The sequence below is a fragment of the Aquifex sp. genome (genome assembly GCF_056494385.1).
On sequence record NZ_JBSLZM010000072.1, the window covers coordinates 1 to 17,282 of the forward strand.

The 17,282-nt window shown below is 43.1% G+C and carries 26 protein-coding genes and 1 tRNA gene; 20 read left to right on the forward strand and 7 right to left on the reverse strand.

The window, feature by feature from the left end:
- On the reverse strand, window positions 1-663 hold a 663-nt coding region (locus tag ACWB1W_RS05485), incomplete at its 3' end, for a DASS family sodium-coupled anion symporter (protein WP_479370381.1).
- Between the two features lie 12 nt (window positions 664-675).
- The gene (locus tag ACWB1W_RS05490; RefSeq protein WP_479370382.1) at window positions 676-1,884 is read right to left on the reverse strand and encodes a molybdopterin molybdotransferase MoeA; all 1,209 of its coding nucleotides are present in this window, start codon (window positions 1,882-1,884) and stop codon (window positions 676-678) included.
- Window positions 1,885-1,946: 62 nt separating this feature from the next.
- Here ACWB1W_RS05490 and ACWB1W_RS05495 point away from each other — a divergent pair, with 62 nt between their 5' ends.
- Genes ACWB1W_RS05495 through ACWB1W_RS05535 form a run of 9 tightly spaced genes read left to right on the forward strand, consistent with a single transcriptional unit; the run spans window position 1,947 to window position 9,202 of the window.
- Entirely contained in the window at window positions 1,947-3,224 is a 1,278-nt protein-coding gene (locus tag ACWB1W_RS05495; protein WP_479370383.1) for a putative bifunctional diguanylate cyclase/phosphodiesterase, read from the forward strand.
- Window positions 3,225-3,245: 21 nt separating this feature from the next.
- Window positions 3,246-3,728: an SCP2 sterol-binding domain-containing protein gene (locus ACWB1W_RS05500; RefSeq protein ID WP_479370384.1), complete on the forward strand. Its 483-nt coding sequence runs from the start codon at window positions 3,246-3,248 to the stop codon at window positions 3,726-3,728.
- A complete protein-coding gene (locus tag ACWB1W_RS05505; RefSeq protein ID WP_479370385.1) occupies window positions 3,719-3,919 on the forward strand; it encodes a MoaD/ThiS family protein in 201 nt (66 codons plus the stop codon). Before ACWB1W_RS05500 ends, ACWB1W_RS05505 begins: the two co-directional genes overlap by 10 nt.
- Window positions 3,897-5,015, forward strand: a complete 1,119-nt coding sequence (gene rodA, locus ACWB1W_RS05510) for a rod shape-determining protein RodA (protein WP_479370387.1) — start codon at window positions 3,897-3,899, stop codon at window positions 5,013-5,015. The genes ACWB1W_RS05505 and rodA overlap by 23 nt, the downstream gene beginning before the upstream one ends.
- Window positions 5,016-5,026: 11 nt before the next feature.
- Window positions 5,027-6,340 (forward strand): UDP-glucose dehydrogenase family protein, encoded by a 1,314-nt coding sequence (locus ACWB1W_RS05515; RefSeq protein ID WP_479370388.1) that lies wholly within the window; start codon window positions 5,027-5,029, stop codon window positions 6,338-6,340.
- Window positions 6,337-7,461 carry an acetylornithine/succinylornithine family transaminase gene (locus ACWB1W_RS05520; RefSeq protein ID WP_479370389.1) on the forward strand — a complete coding sequence of 375 codons (1,125 nt, stop codon included), beginning with the start codon at window positions 6,337-6,339 and terminating at the stop codon, window positions 7,459-7,461. Before ACWB1W_RS05515 ends, ACWB1W_RS05520 begins: the two co-directional genes overlap by 4 nt.
- The gene (locus tag ACWB1W_RS05525; protein WP_479370390.1) at window positions 7,458-7,973 is read left to right on the forward strand and encodes a CPBP family glutamic-type intramembrane protease; all 516 of its coding nucleotides are present in this window, start codon (window positions 7,458-7,460) and stop codon (window positions 7,971-7,973) included. The genes ACWB1W_RS05520 and ACWB1W_RS05525 overlap by 4 nt, the downstream gene beginning before the upstream one ends.
- Window positions 7,974-8,006: 33 nt before the next feature.
- Window positions 8,007-8,444, forward strand: coding sequence for a hypothetical protein (locus ACWB1W_RS05530; RefSeq protein WP_479370391.1), 438 nt, complete (start codon window positions 8,007-8,009; stop codon window positions 8,442-8,444).
- On the forward strand, window positions 8,441-9,202 hold the full coding sequence (locus tag ACWB1W_RS05535; RefSeq protein ID WP_479370392.1) for a PP2C family protein-serine/threonine phosphatase: 762 nt from the start codon (window positions 8,441-8,443) through the stop codon (window positions 9,200-9,202). The genes ACWB1W_RS05530 and ACWB1W_RS05535 overlap by 4 nt, the downstream gene beginning before the upstream one ends.
- Here the strand turns inward: ACWB1W_RS05535 and ACWB1W_RS05540 are convergent.
- Window positions 9,180-10,403, reverse strand: coding sequence for a cation:proton antiporter (locus ACWB1W_RS05540; RefSeq protein WP_479370393.1), 1,224 nt, complete (start codon window positions 10,401-10,403; stop codon window positions 9,180-9,182). The genes ACWB1W_RS05535 and ACWB1W_RS05540 overlap by 23 nt on opposite strands.
- 12 nt (window positions 10,404-10,415) lie before the next feature.
- Window positions 10,416-11,006, reverse strand: a complete 591-nt coding sequence (locus tag ACWB1W_RS05545; RefSeq protein ID WP_479370394.1) for a flavin reductase family protein — start codon at window positions 11,004-11,006, stop codon at window positions 10,416-10,418.
- A gap of 34 nt (window positions 11,007-11,040) precedes the next feature.
- On the opposite strand from ACWB1W_RS05545, the gene purS reads away from it, so the two are divergent.
- From purS to ACWB1W_RS05560, 3 genes are all read left to right on the forward strand, one after another.
- Window positions 11,041-11,274 (forward strand): phosphoribosylformylglycinamidine synthase subunit PurS, encoded by a 234-nt coding sequence (gene purS / locus ACWB1W_RS05550; protein WP_479370395.1) that lies wholly within the window; start codon window positions 11,041-11,043, stop codon window positions 11,272-11,274.
- Window positions 11,275-11,277: 3 nt separating this feature from the next.
- Window positions 11,278-11,859 (forward strand): 3'-5' exonuclease, encoded by a 582-nt coding sequence (locus ACWB1W_RS05555; protein WP_479370396.1) that lies wholly within the window; start codon window positions 11,278-11,280, stop codon window positions 11,857-11,859.
- 24 nt (window positions 11,860-11,883) lie between these two features.
- Window positions 11,884-11,975: transfer RNA gene (locus tag ACWB1W_RS05560), tRNA-Ser, on the forward strand.
- Between the two features lie 4 nt (window positions 11,976-11,979).
- Here the strand turns inward: ACWB1W_RS05560 and queF are convergent.
- On the reverse strand, window positions 11,980-12,372 hold the full coding sequence (queF, locus tag ACWB1W_RS05565) for a preQ(1) synthase (protein WP_479370397.1): 393 nt from the start codon (window positions 12,370-12,372) through the stop codon (window positions 11,980-11,982).
- A 55-nt stretch (window positions 12,373-12,427) separates the two neighbouring features.
- Between queF and ACWB1W_RS05570 the strand changes: the two genes are divergently transcribed.
- Together ACWB1W_RS05570 and ACWB1W_RS05575 are read left to right on the forward strand one after the other, a co-directional pair.
- Window positions 12,428-12,778: a hypothetical protein gene (locus ACWB1W_RS05570; protein WP_479370398.1), complete on the forward strand. Its 351-nt coding sequence runs from the start codon at window positions 12,428-12,430 to the stop codon at window positions 12,776-12,778.
- The gene (locus tag ACWB1W_RS05575) at window positions 12,779-13,447 is read left to right on the forward strand and encodes a phosphoribosyltransferase (RefSeq protein ID WP_479370399.1); all 669 of its coding nucleotides are present in this window, start codon (window positions 12,779-12,781) and stop codon (window positions 13,445-13,447) included.
- Here ACWB1W_RS05575 and mog read toward each other — a convergent pair.
- Window positions 13,431-13,967 (reverse strand): molybdopterin adenylyltransferase, encoded by a 537-nt coding sequence (gene mog / locus ACWB1W_RS05580; RefSeq protein ID WP_479370400.1) that lies wholly within the window; start codon window positions 13,965-13,967, stop codon window positions 13,431-13,433. The two genes, ACWB1W_RS05575 and mog, sit on opposite strands and share 17 nt — an antisense overlap.
- Window positions 13,968-14,004: 37 nt before the next feature.
- Between mog and speE the strand changes: the two genes are divergently transcribed.
- The 6 genes from speE (at window position 14,005) to ACWB1W_RS05610 (ending at window position 16,376) form a co-directional block, all read left to right on the forward strand.
- A complete protein-coding gene (speE, locus tag ACWB1W_RS05585; RefSeq protein ID WP_479370401.1) occupies window positions 14,005-14,847 on the forward strand; it encodes a polyamine aminopropyltransferase in 843 nt (280 codons plus the stop codon).
- A gap of 66 nt (window positions 14,848-14,913) precedes the next feature.
- The gene (gene rpsF, locus ACWB1W_RS05590; RefSeq protein WP_479370402.1) at window positions 14,914-15,255 is read left to right on the forward strand and encodes a 30S ribosomal protein S6; all 342 of its coding nucleotides are present in this window, start codon (window positions 14,914-14,916) and stop codon (window positions 15,253-15,255) included.
- Window positions 15,245-15,685, forward strand: a complete 441-nt coding sequence (ssb, locus tag ACWB1W_RS05595; RefSeq protein ID WP_479370403.1) for a single-stranded DNA-binding protein — start codon at window positions 15,245-15,247, stop codon at window positions 15,683-15,685. Before rpsF ends, ssb begins: the two co-directional genes overlap by 11 nt.
- A 15-nt stretch (window positions 15,686-15,700) precedes the next feature.
- Window positions 15,701-15,919: a 30S ribosomal protein S18 gene (gene rpsR, locus ACWB1W_RS05600; RefSeq protein ID WP_461832424.1), complete on the forward strand. Its 219-nt coding sequence runs from the start codon at window positions 15,701-15,703 to the stop codon at window positions 15,917-15,919.
- 49 nt (window positions 15,920-15,968) lie between these two features.
- A complete protein-coding gene (tatA, locus tag ACWB1W_RS05605) occupies window positions 15,969-16,145 on the forward strand; it encodes a twin-arginine translocase TatA/TatE family subunit (RefSeq protein ID WP_479370404.1) in 177 nt (58 codons plus the stop codon).
- Window positions 16,146-16,376, forward strand: coding sequence for a twin-arginine translocase TatA/TatE family subunit (locus ACWB1W_RS05610; protein ID WP_479370405.1), 231 nt, complete (start codon window positions 16,146-16,148; stop codon window positions 16,374-16,376). It begins immediately after the preceding gene.
- On the opposite strand, the gene trmB is transcribed toward ACWB1W_RS05610, so the two are convergent.
- Window positions 16,373-17,272 carry a tRNA (guanosine(46)-N7)-methyltransferase TrmB gene (gene trmB, locus ACWB1W_RS05615; protein ID WP_479370406.1) on the reverse strand — a complete coding sequence of 300 codons (900 nt, stop codon included), beginning with the start codon at window positions 17,270-17,272 and terminating at the stop codon, window positions 16,373-16,375. The genes ACWB1W_RS05610 and trmB overlap by 4 nt on opposite strands.
- Between the last annotated feature and the right edge of the window lie 10 nt (window positions 17,273-17,282).

The following is a 17,282-nucleotide window of genomic DNA, read 5'->3' on the forward strand; positions in this document are numbered from 1 at the left end:
TAAAAAGAGGACTACGAAGAGAAGAGGGAAAAGGATTACAAAAACAGGTATCCCGAACTTAAGCCAGTCGGAAAAGGAGAGTTCCAAAAGGCTTGCAGCTATACCGTTTGGAGGACTTCCCACGAGCGTTCCTATACCCCCGACGCTTGCGGCGTAAGCCACTCCCAAAAGTGTGAATGTATAAACCCTTTCGGGAATTTCCCTCCCGGCGGTGGAGAGTATTCCTAGAGCCAGAGGAAGCATCATCGCGGTAGTTGATGTGTTACTTATCCACATTGATATTAGGGAGGTTGCAAGCATTAGGAAAAATACGGAGGCTATAAAGCTTCCCCGAGCGATGTTTACAATTTTGTGAGCTATATACCGGTCTATCTCGTATTTAGAAAGTGCGGTCGCAAGAACAAATCCGCCGAAGAAGAGGAATATAAGGGGATGGGCAAAGTAGGAAAGCCCCGTTTTCACGTCAAAAACACCGAGTAGAATACCGAGAACGGGAATGAGCAAAGCGGTAACACTAAGAGGTATAGCTTCGGTAATCCATAAAACTGCTGCAAGGGATAAAATGGAAAGTCCCTTCCTTACCCCTTCGTCAAAGGGAGATAAAAACAGGAAGTAAAGAAATAGAACAAGACCGAGAATAAGGGAAAGGGTTTTGAAACTCATAACTCTCCCTCCTCAGAAAAGTATTACCTCCACCTCCTCGCCTTCCTTAAGTTCGTTCACACCTTCGTAAACAATCATATACGCGTTTGCGTTAACCAGGGAAGTAAGCATATGGCTATCCTGTTTTGGGTATGGCTCACACTTGTAAACTCCGTTTTCATACCACACTTTACACCTTGCAAACTCTCTTCTGTCCGCATTCTTTCTCTTATATCCCTTCTCAAGAACGGCTTCTACCTTCTCTTTAAATATATTCTTGTATCCCTGCATTATCCTCAGTGCGGGATAAACAAGGAGGTCAAATGCTACGGCGGTTGATACGGGGTTTCCGGGAAGCCCGAAGAATAACTTGTTATCTCCGTAAACACCGAACAAAACGGGTTTTGCCGGTTTAATCCTGAGTTTATGGAACTTAACATCTATACCGAGTTCTTGAACAAGGTATTTAACGTAGTCCTTCTCTCCCATTGACACACCGCCCGTGGTTATAAAAACGTCGTATTTATGAATGTTCATTAAAACTTTTTTTAGCTCTTCGGGGTCGTCGGGAGCTATACCGAGGTTGTGGGGAACCCCTCCTGCACTGAGAACCTGTCCGTAAAGCATGTAGTTGTTTGATGTTCTAATTTGAGAGGGGCTCGTCATATCTTCACATAGGTCAAGTATCTCGTCACCCGTTGAGAGTATTCCTACGTTCGGCCTTCTGTATACGCTCACAACAGCCTTATTTACCGATGCAAGCATACCCATCTCGTAAGGTCTAATTTCCTTTCCTTTCGGTATCACTACATCTCCCTTCCTTACATCTTCCCCCTTTTTCCTTATGTTTGCTCCCTTTTTAAAGCTCTTCTTAATTATCACGTATCCGTCGGATACCTCCGTAAACTCAACCGGGACAACCGTGTCCGCACCTTCCGGGATGGGAGCCCCTGTAAAAATCCTTACCGCAGTTCCATTATCAACCCTTAGTTCTTCACCCGTTCCTGCGGCAAACTCACCGATTATCCTCAACTTTGCGGGAACGGTCTGTATATCTTCATACCTTACGGCGTATCCATCCATAGCGGAGTTATCAAATGGGGGCTTGTCGGAGTCCGATAAAACGTCTTCCGCAAGAACTCTTCCGAGGGCTTCGTGTATAAAAACCCTTTCCGTATCAAGGGGCTTTGCACTCTCTATAACAATCCTTAAAGCGTCCTCCAATGGTGTGAGTTCCGCCATACTTTTACCTCCTTAACAACAGTCTTTGCGAAAAACTTACTAAATTAAATTAAAATTTAAAGATGGAAAAAATATGCAATCCCTACGATAGTTTAACGGGGTTGTATACAAATCCATACTTCAGGGAGAGGGTGAAAGAAGCTTTAGAAAGGGAAAAGAACTTAGCTGTTGCTCTCATAAAAATAGAAAATATATGGCAGGTAAATACCCTTTACGGTTTTCAGGAGGGAGACAACACAATAAGGGAATTTGCCCGCAGACTACAAGAAAAATGCGGCCAAAACACTATAGTAGGTAGGATTTACGGAACTATCTTTGGATGTTGTTTTAGAAAAAATCATTTAAAAAGCTTTCTTGAAGAGTTGGCAAAGGAGTTAAGAAAACCTATACCCGTAAAAAACGATATTTTCTCTCCCGATATAAAAATCGGTGTATCCCTCTTCCCTGACCACGGGAAAGACGTCGATGAACTTATGAGGAAGGCAGAACTTGCTCTTTATATGGTTCTTTGCGGTGAGAGTGATGGGGACGTATACGTATACTCGGAAAAGTGTGAGAATTTTATCAAGAGAAATATAGAGATAAAGACGAAACTTGAAGAGGCCCTTAGGAAGGGGGAGATTACGGTTTATTACCAACCAATCGTAAGGCTATACGACGAAAGAATAATAGGCTTTGAAGCCCTGTTGAGGTGGATAAAAAAAGGGAAAGTTTACGTTCCGACCGAGAATTTCATAGATATTGCGGAAAGGTATGACAAGCTAATAAAGGAAATAAGCTATTTTGTAATTAGAAAAGCGGTTAAAGATATTTCAAGTATAGGAAAGAACTTTTATGTCTTTATTAACTTTTCCGCAAAACAGTTTAAGGATGAGGAACTGTTGAAAGAGATAAGAAGAGTTTTGGGGGAATACGACTTCCCCTCAAATAAACTTGTTTTAGAAATAACAGAAAGAACTATGATGGAAAACCCTAAGAAGGCTAAAGCTATAATAGGCAAGTTAAAATGCATAGGGGTTAAGATTGCCATAGACGATTTCGGAACGGGTTTTTCTTCTATGGAGTATCTGGTGGAGTTAAACGTCGATAGGATAAAGATAGATAAGAAGTTTATAGATAGATTTCTTGAGGATAAAAAATCCTGGACCATTGTAAAAACTGTAATAAATCTTTCTCACGAGATAGGTTCTCTTTCCTTGGCGGAGGGCGTTGAGAACAAGGAACAGTTAAGTGAACTTAAAAAACTTAGATGTGACGAGGCTCAGGGTTATTACTTTTCAAAACCATTGCCATACGAAAAACTTATAGAACTTCTTAAGGTAAAAGGGTATCTTAAATAAAAATTTCGGGGAGGTGGAAAGATGAAGAAAGTTTTAGCGGGAATGTTAATCGCAGGTGTAGCCTTCGGAAAGCCTATATTCATGGATGCGGAGTGGGCAAAGAAGTTCTGCGAGCTCTGGAACAAAACCCCCGAGCTTTCCGAAAAGCTGGGAAAAAGTGAAAGCTGGACAGAAAAGCCTGTGAGAAAGCTCTTTCTATACAGAAAAGATTGCGGTCCCGATAAACAGATTCAATTAACCATAAAGAACGAAAACGGAAAGGCGGTATGCGTTTACGGGGGGTGGAAAAAGGATGAAAAGACCGACGATGACTTTTTAATGTATGCTGACACAAAGAGATGGCTTGAGATGGGAAGGAAGGAATACGGACCTATGAGGGCAATGCTGTTCGGAAGGTTGAAGTTTGAGGGACCTCGTTTCGTTGCTATGAAAAATATGGGGCCCTTTGAGGCTTTCCTTGACAACATAGATGAGATAGAATCTGATACGGAAAGATGCCCATAAAGGTTATATACAGGGGAAAAGAGATAGAAATTCCCGAAAAAAAGATAAAAGCAAAGGAACTTTTAAAACGTCTGGGGCTTTCGCCCCTTTCCTCTTTAGTTGTTAAAAATGGTGAGGTGATATCCGAGGACGATTACGTTGAAGAGGGAGACGAGGTAAGGGTAGTTAATGCGATTTCTGGAGGAGCTTAAAAACCTTGATTACTTTCTTTTTCTCGTAATACTCCTCATACAGGCTTTCGGTGTTGTTGCGGTTTACAGTGCCACATACAACGGGGGAATTTCTCCCTTCGTTTACAAACACCTTATTTACATCGGAATGGGCTGGTTTCTTATCCTTCTCCTCTCCTTTGAGAAGTTTGAAAACATCCTTGACCTTTCCCTATACGTTTACCTTCTCAATCTCTTTCTCTTAATCCTGGTTCTCGTCGGGGGAAAGGAGGTTTACGGCTCAAAGCGGTGGCTCAGTCTCGGGTTTATAAACGTTCAGCCTTCAGAGTTTATGAAGATATCCCTTATACTTATAACCGCTTACCTTCTTCCCTTAATAAAAGGAATTAGAGACAGAAGGATTATCCTTTTATTCCTCCTATACGCTATACCGTCGCTTATAACCTTAAAGCAGCCCGACCTCGGAACGACTGTAGCCTACTTCGTTCCCCTTTTCTTTATGCTTCTCCTAAGGGGAGTTCCACTAAAGTATTTCTTTCTGTTCGGACTTTTCCTTATCTCCCTTGCCCCTCTTCTCTGGAAGTACTTTCTCAAACCTTACCAAAAGAAAAGAATACTTGCGGTTATTGACCCAATGAGTGATTACTACGGGAGCGGATATCAGCTTATACAGTCAAAGATAGCTATAGGTTCGGGAATGCTTACGGGAAAGGGCCTTCTGAAGGGAACCCAGACACACCTTATGTTCCTTCCTGAAAAACATACGGACTTCATATTTGCGGTAATAGGTGAGGAGTTCGGATTTGTCGGAGCATTTGTCTTAAGTACATTATTTTTTATCCTCTTTTTAAGACTCATTTACTACCACGAGCTCTTTCAGAGAAGCTACGAAAAACTTTTCGTCGGAGGAGTATTCTCCCTCATTCTCTTTCAGTTCACGGTAAACACACTTATGACTATGGGTTTATTTCCCGTAGTCGGCATACCCTTGCCTTTTGTGAGCGTAGGGGGAAGTTCGATGATAAGCCTATCAATAGCCATCGGTCTTCTTCAAAATATATACAAAAAGTATAAGAACCCCCACATGAGGTTGGATAAGGAACCCGTTTACGGGTAGAATACCTCTTAATGAAGTTAACGGTAATAGGAGGAGGATACGTAGGTCTCGTTTCGGCAGCCTGCTTTTCCCACATAGGACATGAGGTTCTCGTAGTTGAAAAAATCCCCGAAAAGGTTGAGCTCCTTAGGAAAGGGGTAAGCCCCATATACGAGCCGGGACTTGAGGAGCTCCTCAAGGAAGGCATTAGTGAGGGAAGGCTTGACTTCACAACGGATATAAAAGCAGGGATTGAGTTTTCGGATGTTTTATTCGTATGTGTGGGGACGCCTCCCAATCCCGATGGTTCAGCAGACCTCTCTCAGGTTGAGGAAGTGGCAAGACTTACAGCGGAGTATATGGAGGGTTATAAACTCGTCGTCAACAAATCAACCGTTCCCGTGGGAACCCAGAAGAGGGTGAAGGAAACGATAAAGCTTTATCTGAACGGGAGAGACATTGATTATGATGTTGCCTCAAATCCCGAATTCTTACGGGAAGGCTTTGCCGTTAAAGACTTCCTTGAACCTGATAGGATAGTGATAGGCGTTGATACCGAGAGGGCTAAAGAGATACTTACAGAGATATACAAACCGATAACCGATAAGGGATTCCCTCTCCTCGTAACAACACCCGAGGCTGCGGAGATAATAAAGTATGCCTCAAATACTTTTCTGGCTACGAAGATTTCCTTTATAAACATGGTTGCAGACCTGTGCGAGAAGGTAGGTGCAAGCGTTGAAGACGTGGCAACGGGTATGGGATACGATAAAAGAATAGGAAAGGAGTTTCTGAAAGCCGGACTCGGTTGGGGAGGAAGCTGTCTCCCGAAGGATACGAAGGCTTTTGTCAAGATGTGTGAGGAATACGGAGTTGACAGCGGGATTGTTGAGTCTTCAATAAGGATAAACGAGAAAAGGGTTGAGAAACTGCTTGAGAAACTGAAAAAAGTTCTTTGGATACTTAAAGGAAAAAAGATAGCGGTATGGGGACTATCCTTCAAACCCAATACAGACGACATAAGGGAAGCTCCCTCAATAAAGGTGATAACGAGACTCTTAAAAGAGGGGGCAAAGGTAAGAGCTTACGACCCCAAGGCAACGGAAAACTTCAAAAAACTATTTGTTGAAGGGGACGACCTAAAGTATTGTGATAATAAATACGAAGCCCTGAAAGGTGCGGAAGCACTTCTTATACTCACGGAGTGGGAAGAGTTCAAAAGGGCAAACCTTGAAAAGGTAAAGAGTTTAATGAAGTTACCCGTTATAATAGACGGAAGAAATATATACGAGCCCCAAAGGGTTAGGGAACTCGGATTTATATACGAGAGCATGGGAAGGCCATGAGTTACCTTATGAACAACTACGCGAGACTTCCCGTAAGCTTTACAAGGGGAGAGGGTGTTTACCTGTACGATGTAGAGGGAAGAAGATACCTAGACTTCATATCGGGAATAGGGGTGAACTCTCTCGGTCATTCCCACCCGAAGGTTGTGAAAAGGATTAAGGAGCAGTCAGAAAGACTAATTCACGTATCAAACCTTTACGAAAACCCCTGGCAGGAAGAGGTGGCGAGAAAACTCGTTGATGAGTTCCACTCGGAAGGAAAGGTTTTCTTCTCAAACAGCGGAACCGAAAGCGTGGAAGCTGCGCTAAAGCTCGCAAGGAAGTATTGGAGAGATAAAGGAAAGAATAGGTGGAAGTTCATAAGCTTTATTAACTCTTTCCACGGGAGAACTTACGGGAGTCTATCCGCAACGGGACAAGAGAAGTTCCATAAAGGTTTTGAACCTCTTGTTCCCGGATTTTCTTATGCGAAACTCAACGATATAGATTCCGTTTATAAGCTTATAGACGATGAAACTGCGGGAATAATCCTTGAAGTTATCCAAGGAGAAGGCGGGGTTAACGAGGCGGAAGAACGTTTTCTTGAGGAACTCCAGAACTTAACAGAAGCTAAAAAGCTCCTGCTTATAATTGACGAGGTTCAGACAGGTGTGGGAAGAACAGGGAAGTTTTACGCTTATCAGCACTTTAAACTTAGACCTCACATAATCACTTTAGCAAAGGGGCTCGGCGGAGGTGTCCCTATAGGGGCCACGCTTGCGGTTAGCGAGATTGCGGAAAGCTTTACTCCCGGATCTCACGGCTCAACCTTTGGCGGAAATCCCCTTGCTTGTTCCGTAGCGAGCGTGGTTGTAGACGAGGTCAAAAAACTCCTTCCCCACGTAAACGAGACAGGCAATTACTTTAAAGAGAAACTAAAGGCGTTCGGAAAAGTAAAGGGGAGAGGTTTAATGCTGGGTCTTGAGCTTGAAGGGGAGTGTAAGGAAACGGTAAAGGAAGCCCTAAAGAGAGGACTCTTAATAAACTGCACCGCGGGAAAGGTTATCAGATTCCTTCCCCCTCTAATTGTGAAAAAAGAGCACATAGACGAAGCTATTGAAATACTGGGTTCAATACTATGATTCATACTTTCCTTTACGTTCTTTTTCTGGCCTTTCTTCTTCTCTCAAAGTACTACAATCTCGGAGTTCTTCCCCAGCTTATCTTACTTTCTCCCCTTCTCTTTCAAGAAGACGGTGAGCTCGGATTTAAAGAGTATAAGAGAGGCCTGCTGTGGGGAGCTTTCTTTTTGCCTTTAGCGGTTCCTTACCTTTTTAGTGCAGAGTGTTACGCTTTTGTTCTTAACCAGCTCGGTGTTTCCTTTGCGGAAGAGATATTTTTCAGGGGTTTTCTAATGCAGAGGTTTTCAAACCTTACGGTTTCCTTTATGTTTTCTTTCGGACATATTCTTTACTGGTTTAATCTGAACTCACTTCTCACCTTCTTTCCCTCTATAATTCTGGGCTGGCTATATACAAAAAGTGGCTCTATTATCGCACCTGTTATGGCTCACTTTTCTATGAACCTCTTTCTTTTTTACCTCACTGATAGATTTCCCGAGCTTCTTGAGATACTCACAAAAAGCCTTTTTTGAAAAGGTTTATATTAGTTTAAGGAGGTTAAGGGAATGAAATCGTGGAGTTATTACATACAGCTTGCAGGTGTGAACGAGAAAGGAGAGGTTTTAAAGGAGGAAGCCCTATACGTTGTTGCAACGCCTCAGAACAAGGAGCTATTCAGAGATATCAAATACAACTGTTTTTCGGAGCATTACATACCGGAAGAGAACGCCATAAAACACGGGCAGGCTTATGCGGTGGGCGTTGACTTTGAAATAAAGAACATGAAAGATTACGGACTTGAATTCTTCAACGAAGACGATGAGCTATACATCTTCAGGGAAGGAATATCCATGAAGGAAGGGCTTAAAAGTGTTCTTAAAATACTTATGAATAGGTTAAGGGAGCAGGGTTACGGGAAGGACTTTGAAGTGATAAGGGATATTGGCTCTCCTTCCGAGGACTTCATGAGGGAATGCCTCCTTGAGGTTATAAAGGGTCAATGAGAATAAAAGCCCTTTATATAACGAACACGGGAAGGGTTAGACCCACCAACGAGGATGCCCTTCTCGTTGACGAGAAGGTGTTCGGTGAGACATCCTTTGATACCCTGAAGTATGAAGAGTTTGAGTTAAAGGATGTTCTTCCTTTTGCGGTTGCGGACGGACTCGGCGGACACTCCTGTGGGGAAAAGGCAAGTAAGTTAACCTTTGAGTTTTTAAAAGAAAGTGTTCCCAAAGAACTTAAAGACATAAAAGATATCATCCTGAAAGTTAAAGGGAAACTTGACGAGTTTATAGAGAACGACCACGAGTTTTGTTACGGGATGGGAACCGCCCTTGCGGGCGTGTACCTTTTTCCCGCTAAAGTTTACGTATTTAACGTCGGAGACTGTAGGGTATACAGGTTCAGAGAAGGAAAACTTGAACTTCTTACCGAGGACCATACATATATTTTCAGGCTTTATAAGGAGGGAAAGTTAACGTACGATGAACTAAGACTTCACCCAGAAAGAAACCTGCTTGAGACCGCGGTAATGGGAGGTTATTCGGATATGCCGGAGGTATTCGTAAGGGAAACCGAAATAAGGGATGGAGATAACTTTCTTATATGCTCCGACGGCTTGTGGGAAGCACTCTCTTATAACGAAAAGGTTTCCTGTATGAAAAAGGAAAGTATTAAAGAGAGAGGGAAGTGCCTCTACTCCTTAGCACTTGAAAACAGCAAGGATAACATAAGTTTTATTCTCTTAGAAGTAGGTTAAGAACTATAGGAGCAATTAACGTAGTTATAGCCACTACGAATACAATAACCGCATACTCAACCTCGTTAATTGCGTGAAAGCTTCTTCCGAACTCCGCAAATATGAGACCTACCTCACCCCGAGGAAGCATAGAGAAACCTATGCTCGCCTTTTCCTTTAAACTTCCCGGGACTACGAAACCTGCGAGAACCTTTCCCAATATAGCTACCAGTATAAGTGTACCCGAGAAGGTCCAAAACTCAAGGGATGAGAAATCTATCGCCTTCAGGTTAAGGGCAAGGCCAACAGATACGAAGAAAATAGGAGCTAAAACCCATACGAGGGGCTTTATAGACTCTTCAACTTTTATAATCATCCCTTCCTCAAGCTTTAGAGCTGCAGCGAAGGGAATTACAAATCTCCTTGATAAGGCAAGTCCCGCGGTAAAGGAACCGAGAATAGAAGGGGAACCGAATTTATGAGCTGAGTAAGCGGCAAGGAGTATTAAAGCCATAACCGAAGCGGGGATTATATCCGTATCCTGAGCTTTCTTCGCTACAAAGGAAAGTAACTTTGCAACGATATTTGCAACGAAAGGAGCTACAACGAAGAATATCGCTATGTGAATTACCAGGTTAACCGTTGTATCAAGATGAACGACTTTCGTCTTTGCAAACTCGTAAAGGGCTGCAAGGATTATAACTCCCATTATATCGTCAAGAACTGCTGCACCAAGAACTATCTGTGCAAACCTTTCTTTGTGTTTACCGAGGTCGGTTAAAACCCTTACGGTTATGCCTATACTCGTAGCGGTAAGAGCTCCTCCCATAAAAAGGGAGGCAACCAGGTCAAGACCGAAAAGGTAGTAAGATACAACAAAACCGCCTATAAAGGGCAGGGCTGCTCCCACTGTTGCAACGAGGGAGGCCCAAACCCCCACTTTCATAAGCATATGAATGTCCGCTTCAAGACCGACCTCAAAGAGGAGAAGGATAACACCGAGTTCTGCAAGAACCTTTATAGCTTCAGACAGGGGAATTAAGCCGAGTAAACTCTGTCCGAGTATGATGCCCGCGGTAACCTCACCGAGGACAGGAGGAATTCCAATCCTTTTGAATATCGTTCCGAAAAGCTTTGCGGAAAACAGAAGTATAGCAAGGTGTAAAAATAAGGTATGTATGTCTATTCCAACCCCACTTCCCTCAACAGGTGCAGCAGCCATAGAAGTATTGTATCACTTTTCTATCTTACAATCTCCGAAGGCTTTTACGTAATATCTTCCCCCCAGTCTTCCTATTGGTCTGTAGGTTTCATAATCAACCGAAAAACCCTCCGTAATAATATTGTCATTTACCTTTATGAGGAGAACCTCTCCGAATATAACGTGCATATCGTAAACGGGAACGTATTTAAAGAGCTTACACTCAAATGAAACTTTAGCCTCCTTTATCCTGGGAGCTCTAACGGTTTTGGAAGGTTCGGCTGTAAGTCCGGCCTTTTCAAACTCGTTAACTTCGGAGGGAAACTCTTCACTCGTTATGAGCATCTTCCGGAATAGCTCCTCACTTACGGTGTTTACAACGAACTCCTTAGTTTCAAGGATATTTTTCACGGTATCCTTTAAGGTTCCATCGTCTCTGTTGCTCACAGAAATCATAAGGACGGGAGGTGCATCGTTTACCGCGTTAAAGAAGCTGAAAGGAGCTATATTCGGAATGCCTTCCCTGCTTACCGTTGAAACCCACCCTATGGGTCTTGGGACCACAAGTCCAAGTATGAGTTTGTAAAGTGTGTCCTCGTCGGTGTTCTTAACCAGAAGCTCCATGCGGAAAAATTATAATTAAATCAAGGAGGAAGTTATGAAAAGAATAAGAGTGATAATTCTGCCCAAAGAGGGACTCCTTGACCCCCAGGGTAGAGCTGTTGAGGAGATGTTAAAGGAAAACGGCTTTGAAGTATCCGACGTTAAGGTGGGGAAAGTCGTTGAGATAAACATTCCCGAGAATACGGACCTCAAAAAGCTCGTTGAGAAGTATCTCATAAATCCTCTTATAGAGGACTACGAGATAGAGGAGCTTTCAGTAAAGGAATAAAAAATGCGGGATAACCTCCTTGACGGTACCTTTGTTGTCGTAGACCTTGAAACCACGGGTTTTAATGTTGAGGTTGCTGACATAATAGACATAGCAGCCGTAAGGGTTGAAGGGGGCATAATCACCGAAACGTTTTCATCACTCGTTTATCCCGGATACTTCATTCCGGAAAGGATTAAGGAGCTTACCGGCATAACAAACGCTATGCTCGTGGGACAACCCACCATTGATAAGGTTCTTCCCGATTTCCTTGATTTTGTTAAAGACAGCATAGTTGTAGGACATTTCATAGAGCAGGATATGAAGTTTATAAACAAGTATACCCGCTCCCTTTTAAACAGGAGGTTTAACAATCCTACCCTTTGTACCTTAAAGCTTGCCAGGAAGCTATACCCGGGTCTTGAGAGGTATTCCCTTAAAGCTCTTGCCGAAAATCTCGGACTTGAAACGAACGGCGTTCACAGAGCACTTAAAGATGCAACCCTTACCGCCGAGGTCTTTATAAGGATGCTTGAGGAGCTTTGGAACAACTACGGCATAGGGGATTACTACTCCCTGAAGAGGCTGGAAAAAGGAAGATTTTAGCTTATAATAAAGTTTTATTGAGAAGGAGGGGTGGCCGAGAGGCCGAAGGCGGCCGCTTGCTAAGCGGCAGAGGGGCTAAAACCCCTCCGAGGGTTCGAATCCCTCCCCCTCCGCCAGAACTCAACTGTATTTCTCATCACTTCTAACTTTCACAATGGTGTGGACGTTACCCCTCGGATGGAAGTCCCCTATAACTTCAAGGAATCTCGGCTTCAAAAGTTCGTAAAGGGCTTTATAAATCTCGTTCGTTGCAGCCTCGTGGGATATGTATCTGTTTCTAAACTTGTTTAGCCATAACTTTAAGGATTTCAGCTCAACTATATACTTATCGGGAATATACCGTATCTTAATGGTTGCAAAGTCGGGATAACCCGAACGGGGACAGAGGCATGTAAACTCGGGAAAGGTTATCTCTATCATATAGTCCCTCTCCGGAGAAGGATTAGGCCACGCTTCAAGCTCTGCCCTTTCAATCTCAATCTCTCCATACTTCTTTTCCTTTACCTCACTCATAGAGTATTAAAATAGTGTTTGAAAATGATAGGGAAGGGGGTAATCTTTAAAATTGATGAATGACCTTAACTTCCTTGAGGAGATGCTCTTTAAAAGCGTTCTAAGGGAAATAGAGGAGAGGTATGAGGATGTTATAACAATATACAGATACGATTACGAAATAAGGGGAATTGCGGAAAAGCTAATGAGACTTGCACGGATAGTTGAAGAGGTTTTCAAGGAAATACCGAACCCCGAAAAGAAGCTTGACCAAAACTCTTACACGACCCTTTACAACATACTCAAGGATATTAGTTCAATTCTTTACGACCTATCTATTGCGACAAACGAACAGATAAGTTACGTTCTTCTACAAGCTTATAGGAAGCTTGACAACATAGATAGCCTTATAAGTAAACTAAGGTAAATGTTCAGGGATAGGGAAGAAGCGGGAGAGCTTCTCGCAGAAGCTTTAGCAGAACACGTAGACAGGAGCAAGAACCCAATAATCCTCGCCATACCCAGAGGCGGTATTCCCGTTGCCTACAAGGTGGCAAAAAAACTAAGAATTCCCTTCTCGGTTATAGTCGTTAGAAAACTGGGACTTCCGTGGAACGAGGAGGCAGGCTTCGGAGCTATAGACCCTGACGGGACTCCCTACTACGACAGGAACGTTCTTTCCTACCTATCCGAAGAAGAGATAAGAAGCGTAATAGAAAAGGAACTAAAGGAACTGAGGGAAAGGGAGAAAAAGTTTGTTCCCAAAGGATATCCTAACCTTGAAGGAAGGCAGGTGATAATAATTGACGACGGTGTTGCGACAGGATACACCACAATAGCTGCAGCGGGATACGCAAAGAAGAAGGGAGCCTCCGAAGTGATAATAGCGGTTCCCGTATGTCCTTCGGACGTTGAAACGAGACTTCTTAAATACGCGGACAGTGTCGTTTGTTATTACCCCGTGGATACACCGAGCTTTGCGGTAGGTATGTTTTACCGGGATTTCCACCAACTTTCCGACGAAGAGACAAAGGAGTATTTAAGGAAAGCGGAAGAAGAAGAACTTTTGGAGCCTAAATTTACTTCTTCGGTCTGAAAGCCTTTATCTTTGAGGGGTCGGTGTCTATGTAAGCTCCGCCTATGAGGTCTATGCAGTAGGGAATTGCGGGCATTACCGCATCAAGACACACCTTTATAGATTGGGGCTTTCCCGGCAAGTTCACTATTAAGCAACTCCCCCTTATTCCTGCTGTTTGCCTTGAGAGTATGGCGGTAGGAACCTGCTTTAGTGATACCTGTCTCATTAGCTCTCCAAATCCCGGAAGCATCTTTTCACAAACAGCTTCGGTCGCCTCAGGGGTTACGTCCCTCGGAGCGGGCCCCGTTCCTCCCGTGGTGAGTATTAAGCTACAACCCTTTTGGTCCGCAAGCTCAATTAGAGTTTTCTCTATAAGCTCCCTCTCGTCGGGAATAACACGATACTCTATCTCAAAGGGTGTAATTATTACGTCTTTTAAGTAGTCTATAATAGCCTTCCCGCTTATATCCTCGTAAATACCCTTACTCGCCCTGTCGGAAACCGTTACAACTCCTATAACAGCCTTCTTTTCCGCCATAAAACTAAATTCTAAGACTTTAGTTTAAAATAGTGGTATGAGGGATATTGTTTTCATAGAAAGGGACCCTTACGCTCCTATCAGACATTGCTATACCGTCTCAAAGATACTCTATCAGGGAAAGAGTCCCTATCAGGAAATACAGGTAATAGAGAGTCCCGAGTTCGGAAGAATGCTCATCCTGGACGGAGTTGTTCAGCTTGACGAAAAGTATGAGTTCTTATATCACGAGTATCTGGCTCACGTTCCCTTACACGCCCATCCCAATCCGAGAAACGTTTTAATAATAGGAGGGGGAGATGGCGGAACACTTAGAGAGGTGTTAAAACACGATGTTGTTGAAAGAGCGGTTCTCGTTGATATAGATAAAGAAGTAATAGAAGTGTCTAAAAAATACCTTCCTACGCTTTCTGTCGGTTTCAACGACCCGAGGGCTATAGTTGTAAACGAGGACGGATACAGGTATATACAGGACTACGAAAACGAGTTTGACGTGATAATTGTTGATTCAACAGACCCGGTAGGATTTGCCCATGTTCTCACGACGGAGGACTTCTTCAGGTATGTATACAAAGCCCTTAAGGAAGACGGTATATTCGTTGCTCAAACAGAGTCTATACATTACCACCTTGATATGGTGAGAACAATTCAACAAAGGTTAAAAAAGGTCTTTCCTATAGTTGACCTTTATACCTCTGTCATTCCCATATACGCGGGATACTGGTGGACTTTCTCCATAGCGTCAAAGAAATACCCGGTTCGTTCTCCTGCAAGGGAGGTAAAGGTTGAGACGAAGATATACGATGCGGATATGCACGAATACGCATTTCTCCCCGAAAGCTTTTACAACAAACTTGTAAACGGTGAGTATAAGTATTAAAATAAAATTTTTAGCCTCGTTTCCCTGCTGTGCGGGGAGACCCTAAAAGGTCCAGGAGGTGTGAGGATGCCGAGAACAAGGCACTACAAAACTTTAAGGTATTACGAAACCGTATTCGCACTAAAACCGACCCTTTCAGAGGAAGAGGTGAAGAAAAAGTTTGAACAAGTTAAGGAGTTCATAAAACAAAAGGGCGGTGAACTTCTTTACGAAGAAGACTGGGGAATGAAAACCCTTGCATACCCCATTCAGAAGTTTAACAACGCGAGGTACTTCCTCCTACAGTTTAAGACGGAAAACCCTCAACTTCCGAACGAGCTTGACTTCCAACTTAAAATTGACGAGGACGTTATAAGGTGGTTAAATTTCCAGATTAAGGAGAGTGAAGTAAGAGGAAATGCTAAATAAGGTTTTAATTATAGGAAGACTTACGGGAGACCCGGTTCTAACCTACCTACCGAGCGGAACACCTGTTGTTGAGTTCACGATTGCCTACAACAGGAGGTTTAAAGTAAACGAGGATTGGAGAGAAGAGACCCATTACTTTGACGTTAAAGCTTATGGAAAGTCCGCGGAAGACTTCACAACCAGGCTATCAAGGGGATACCTCGTTCTCGTTGAGGGAAGGCTTGTTCAGGAAAAGTGGGAAAGGGAAGGAAAGAAGTTCTCAAAGATTAGAATCATGGCCGAAAGTGTAAAGATTATAAGCAAACCGAAAGGTGCGGAAGAAGCGGTTTCCGAAGAGGAGGAAACCACTAAAAGTATAGAAGAGGAAATAAAGAAAACCATCAGTGAAGAAGAAACTCCTTTTGATGAGGAGGATGAAATTCCCTTTTAACATGGAGGTGAGAAAATGGTTGTAAGGGCTGCTAAAAAGAAGGTTTGTATTTACTGTGAGGAAAAGAGAGAACCCGATTATAAGAACTACGAGGAGCTGAGAAACTTTATGACCGAGAGAGGAAGGATAAAGGGAAGGAAACAAACGGGACTATGTGCTAAGCACCAAAGAAGGCTTGCGGTTCAGATAAAGAGAGCAAGACAGCTCGGGCTTCTTCCCTACGTAGTCTACTAACTTGCCTTTCCTCTCCTTTTGCCTTAAATTAACTCCGTAGGAGGGTGATATGCATTTCCCTTTACCTTGGCAGTTGATACTAATACTTCTTGTTATACTGGTTCTCTTTGGAGCTAACAAGCTTCCGGAGGTGGGAAGGGGACTCGGAGAAGGTATAAGAAACTTTAAGAAGGCACTTTCGGGAGAAGAGGAGAAGGAAAAGGAAGTTAAGAAGGAGGAAGGGTAGATGCTTCCGGGCGGTATATCTATGACCGAATTGATAGTTATTCTTGCGGTAATACTTCTCCTCTTTGGAGCGGGAAGACTTCCCGAAGCCGGAAGAGCCCTCGGAGAGGGAATAAGGAACTTTAAGAAAGCGCTCGCCGGGGAGACTGAAAACGTTAAAGAGGTAAAAGCGGAAGACCTGAAGGAAGAGGAAAAGGAAAAGAAAGAAGAAAAACAGGAAGTTAAAGCTTAAGAACCTCTTACGAGCTCAGCTACTTTCTCTATCACCCTCTGTAGGTTCTTTGTTCTTAACACCTCACTGAACGGGGAAATGTCTATAACAAACTCGTTTCCCTTTTTCTTAAGCTGTATAAAAAACTTCTGGTAGTAACCCTTTTCCGAAAGAAGAGACTCAATGAGGTAACTTCCCTCCCTTTCCCAGAGCTTAAAAGTTTTGAAGTAAACCTCCTCACCCAGCTTAAACTCCCTGTTCTCAATAAATTCAGCCTTTAACTCTTTGGCTTCAACTTTTACGGGAAACAACTCCCTTACCTCCTCAACAGTAGGGTGCGGGACTTCTTTAGGCTCTCTTAGTTTCCTTAAATTAAGTCTGTAAAGAGTTCTACCCATGGAAAGCCACTTTTCCTCATACTTTGTTAGCGGTTCTTTTACGTCAAGTATGCCCTCCTTTATCTCAAAACATTCCAGAAGCTTAGCTGTCTCTACTGTGAACTCTATAAACTCCTTGTTGTCGGAACGTATTCTTATCTCCCCTCCCGTTCTCAGTCTTCTTGCAAACATATAAAGTCTTTCGGGAGTTGTTAACCTTCTTTTGTGGTGTCTTTTCTTAAACCAGGGGTCCGGATAGTTCATGTAAATATTCTCAACCTGTTCGTCTTCAAAAAGGAGAAAGAAACCCCAGTAAGCGTCTATACGGGTGCAGTAAACGTTCTTTAGTTTTTCCTTCTCTACCCTCTTTAGTAGCTTTTCAACGGATATTTGTGAGAGCTCTATACCGAAGTAGTTTTTTTTCGGTCTTTCCTTTGCGAGTTTAACGATAAAGTCCCCCCTTCCGAAACCTATCTCAACCTCAAGGTTGTAAATCTTAAGGGGTTTTTCAACCCTCTTGTAGTTAATGTAGCAGAGCATATTAGTTTAG

What these genes read in the sequence shown, in the direction of transcription:
- ACWB1W_RS05490 (WP_479370382.1), bottom strand. Translation starts at nt 1,884, where the DNA reads ATGGCGGAACTCACACCATTGGAGGACGCTTTAAGGATTGTTATAGAG.
- ACWB1W_RS05495 (WP_479370383.1), top strand. Translation starts at nt 1,947, where the DNA reads ATGGAAAAAATATGCAATCCCTACGATAGTTTAACGGGGTTGTATACA.
- ACWB1W_RS05500 (WP_479370384.1), top strand. Translation starts at nt 3,246, where the DNA reads ATGAAGAAAGTTTTAGCGGGAATGTTAATCGCAGGTGTAGCCTTCGGA.
- ACWB1W_RS05505 (WP_479370385.1), top strand. Translation starts at nt 3,719, where the DNA reads ATGCCCATAAAGGTTATATACAGGGGAAAAGAGATAGAAATTCCCGAA.
- rodA (WP_479370387.1), top strand. Translation starts at nt 3,897, where the DNA reads ATGCGATTTCTGGAGGAGCTTAAAAACCTTGATTACTTTCTTTTTCTC.
- ACWB1W_RS05515 (WP_479370388.1), top strand. Translation starts at nt 5,027, where the DNA reads ATGAAGTTAACGGTAATAGGAGGAGGATACGTAGGTCTCGTTTCGGCA.
- ACWB1W_RS05520 (WP_479370389.1), top strand. Translation starts at nt 6,337, where the DNA reads ATGAGTTACCTTATGAACAACTACGCGAGACTTCCCGTAAGCTTTACA.
- ACWB1W_RS05525 (WP_479370390.1), top strand. Translation starts at nt 7,458, where the DNA reads ATGATTCATACTTTCCTTTACGTTCTTTTTCTGGCCTTTCTTCTTCTC.
- ACWB1W_RS05530 (WP_479370391.1), top strand. Translation starts at nt 8,007, where the DNA reads ATGAAATCGTGGAGTTATTACATACAGCTTGCAGGTGTGAACGAGAAA.
- ACWB1W_RS05535 (WP_479370392.1), top strand. Translation starts at nt 8,441, where the DNA reads ATGAGAATAAAAGCCCTTTATATAACGAACACGGGAAGGGTTAGACCC.
- ACWB1W_RS05540 (WP_479370393.1), bottom strand. Translation starts at nt 10,403, where the DNA reads ATGGCTGCTGCACCTGTTGAGGGAAGTGGGGTTGGAATAGACATACAT.
- ACWB1W_RS05545 (WP_479370394.1), bottom strand. Translation starts at nt 11,006, where the DNA reads ATGGAGCTTCTGGTTAAGAACACCGACGAGGACACACTTTACAAACTC.
- purS (WP_479370395.1), top strand. Translation starts at nt 11,041, where the DNA reads ATGAAAAGAATAAGAGTGATAATTCTGCCCAAAGAGGGACTCCTTGAC.
- ACWB1W_RS05555 (WP_479370396.1), top strand. Translation starts at nt 11,278, where the DNA reads ATGCGGGATAACCTCCTTGACGGTACCTTTGTTGTCGTAGACCTTGAA.
- queF (WP_479370397.1), bottom strand. Translation starts at nt 12,372, where the DNA reads ATGAGTGAGGTAAAGGAAAAGAAGTATGGAGAGATTGAGATTGAAAGG.
- ACWB1W_RS05570 (WP_479370398.1), top strand. Translation starts at nt 12,428, where the DNA reads ATGAATGACCTTAACTTCCTTGAGGAGATGCTCTTTAAAAGCGTTCTA.
- ACWB1W_RS05575 (WP_479370399.1), top strand. Translation starts at nt 12,779, where the DNA reads ATGTTCAGGGATAGGGAAGAAGCGGGAGAGCTTCTCGCAGAAGCTTTA.
- mog (WP_479370400.1), bottom strand. Translation starts at nt 13,967, where the DNA reads ATGGCGGAAAAGAAGGCTGTTATAGGAGTTGTAACGGTTTCCGACAGG.
- speE (WP_479370401.1), top strand. Translation starts at nt 14,005, where the DNA reads ATGAGGGATATTGTTTTCATAGAAAGGGACCCTTACGCTCCTATCAGA.
- rpsF (WP_479370402.1), top strand. Translation starts at nt 14,914, where the DNA reads ATGCCGAGAACAAGGCACTACAAAACTTTAAGGTATTACGAAACCGTA.
- ssb (WP_479370403.1), top strand. Translation starts at nt 15,245, where the DNA reads ATGCTAAATAAGGTTTTAATTATAGGAAGACTTACGGGAGACCCGGTT.
- rpsR (WP_461832424.1), top strand. Translation starts at nt 15,701, where the DNA reads ATGGTTGTAAGGGCTGCTAAAAAGAAGGTTTGTATTTACTGTGAGGAA.
- tatA (WP_479370404.1), top strand. Translation starts at nt 15,969, where the DNA reads ATGCATTTCCCTTTACCTTGGCAGTTGATACTAATACTTCTTGTTATA.
- ACWB1W_RS05610 (WP_479370405.1), top strand. Translation starts at nt 16,146, where the DNA reads ATGCTTCCGGGCGGTATATCTATGACCGAATTGATAGTTATTCTTGCG.
- trmB (WP_479370406.1), bottom strand. Translation starts at nt 17,272, where the DNA reads ATGCTCTGCTACATTAACTACAAGAGGGTTGAAAAACCCCTTAAGATT.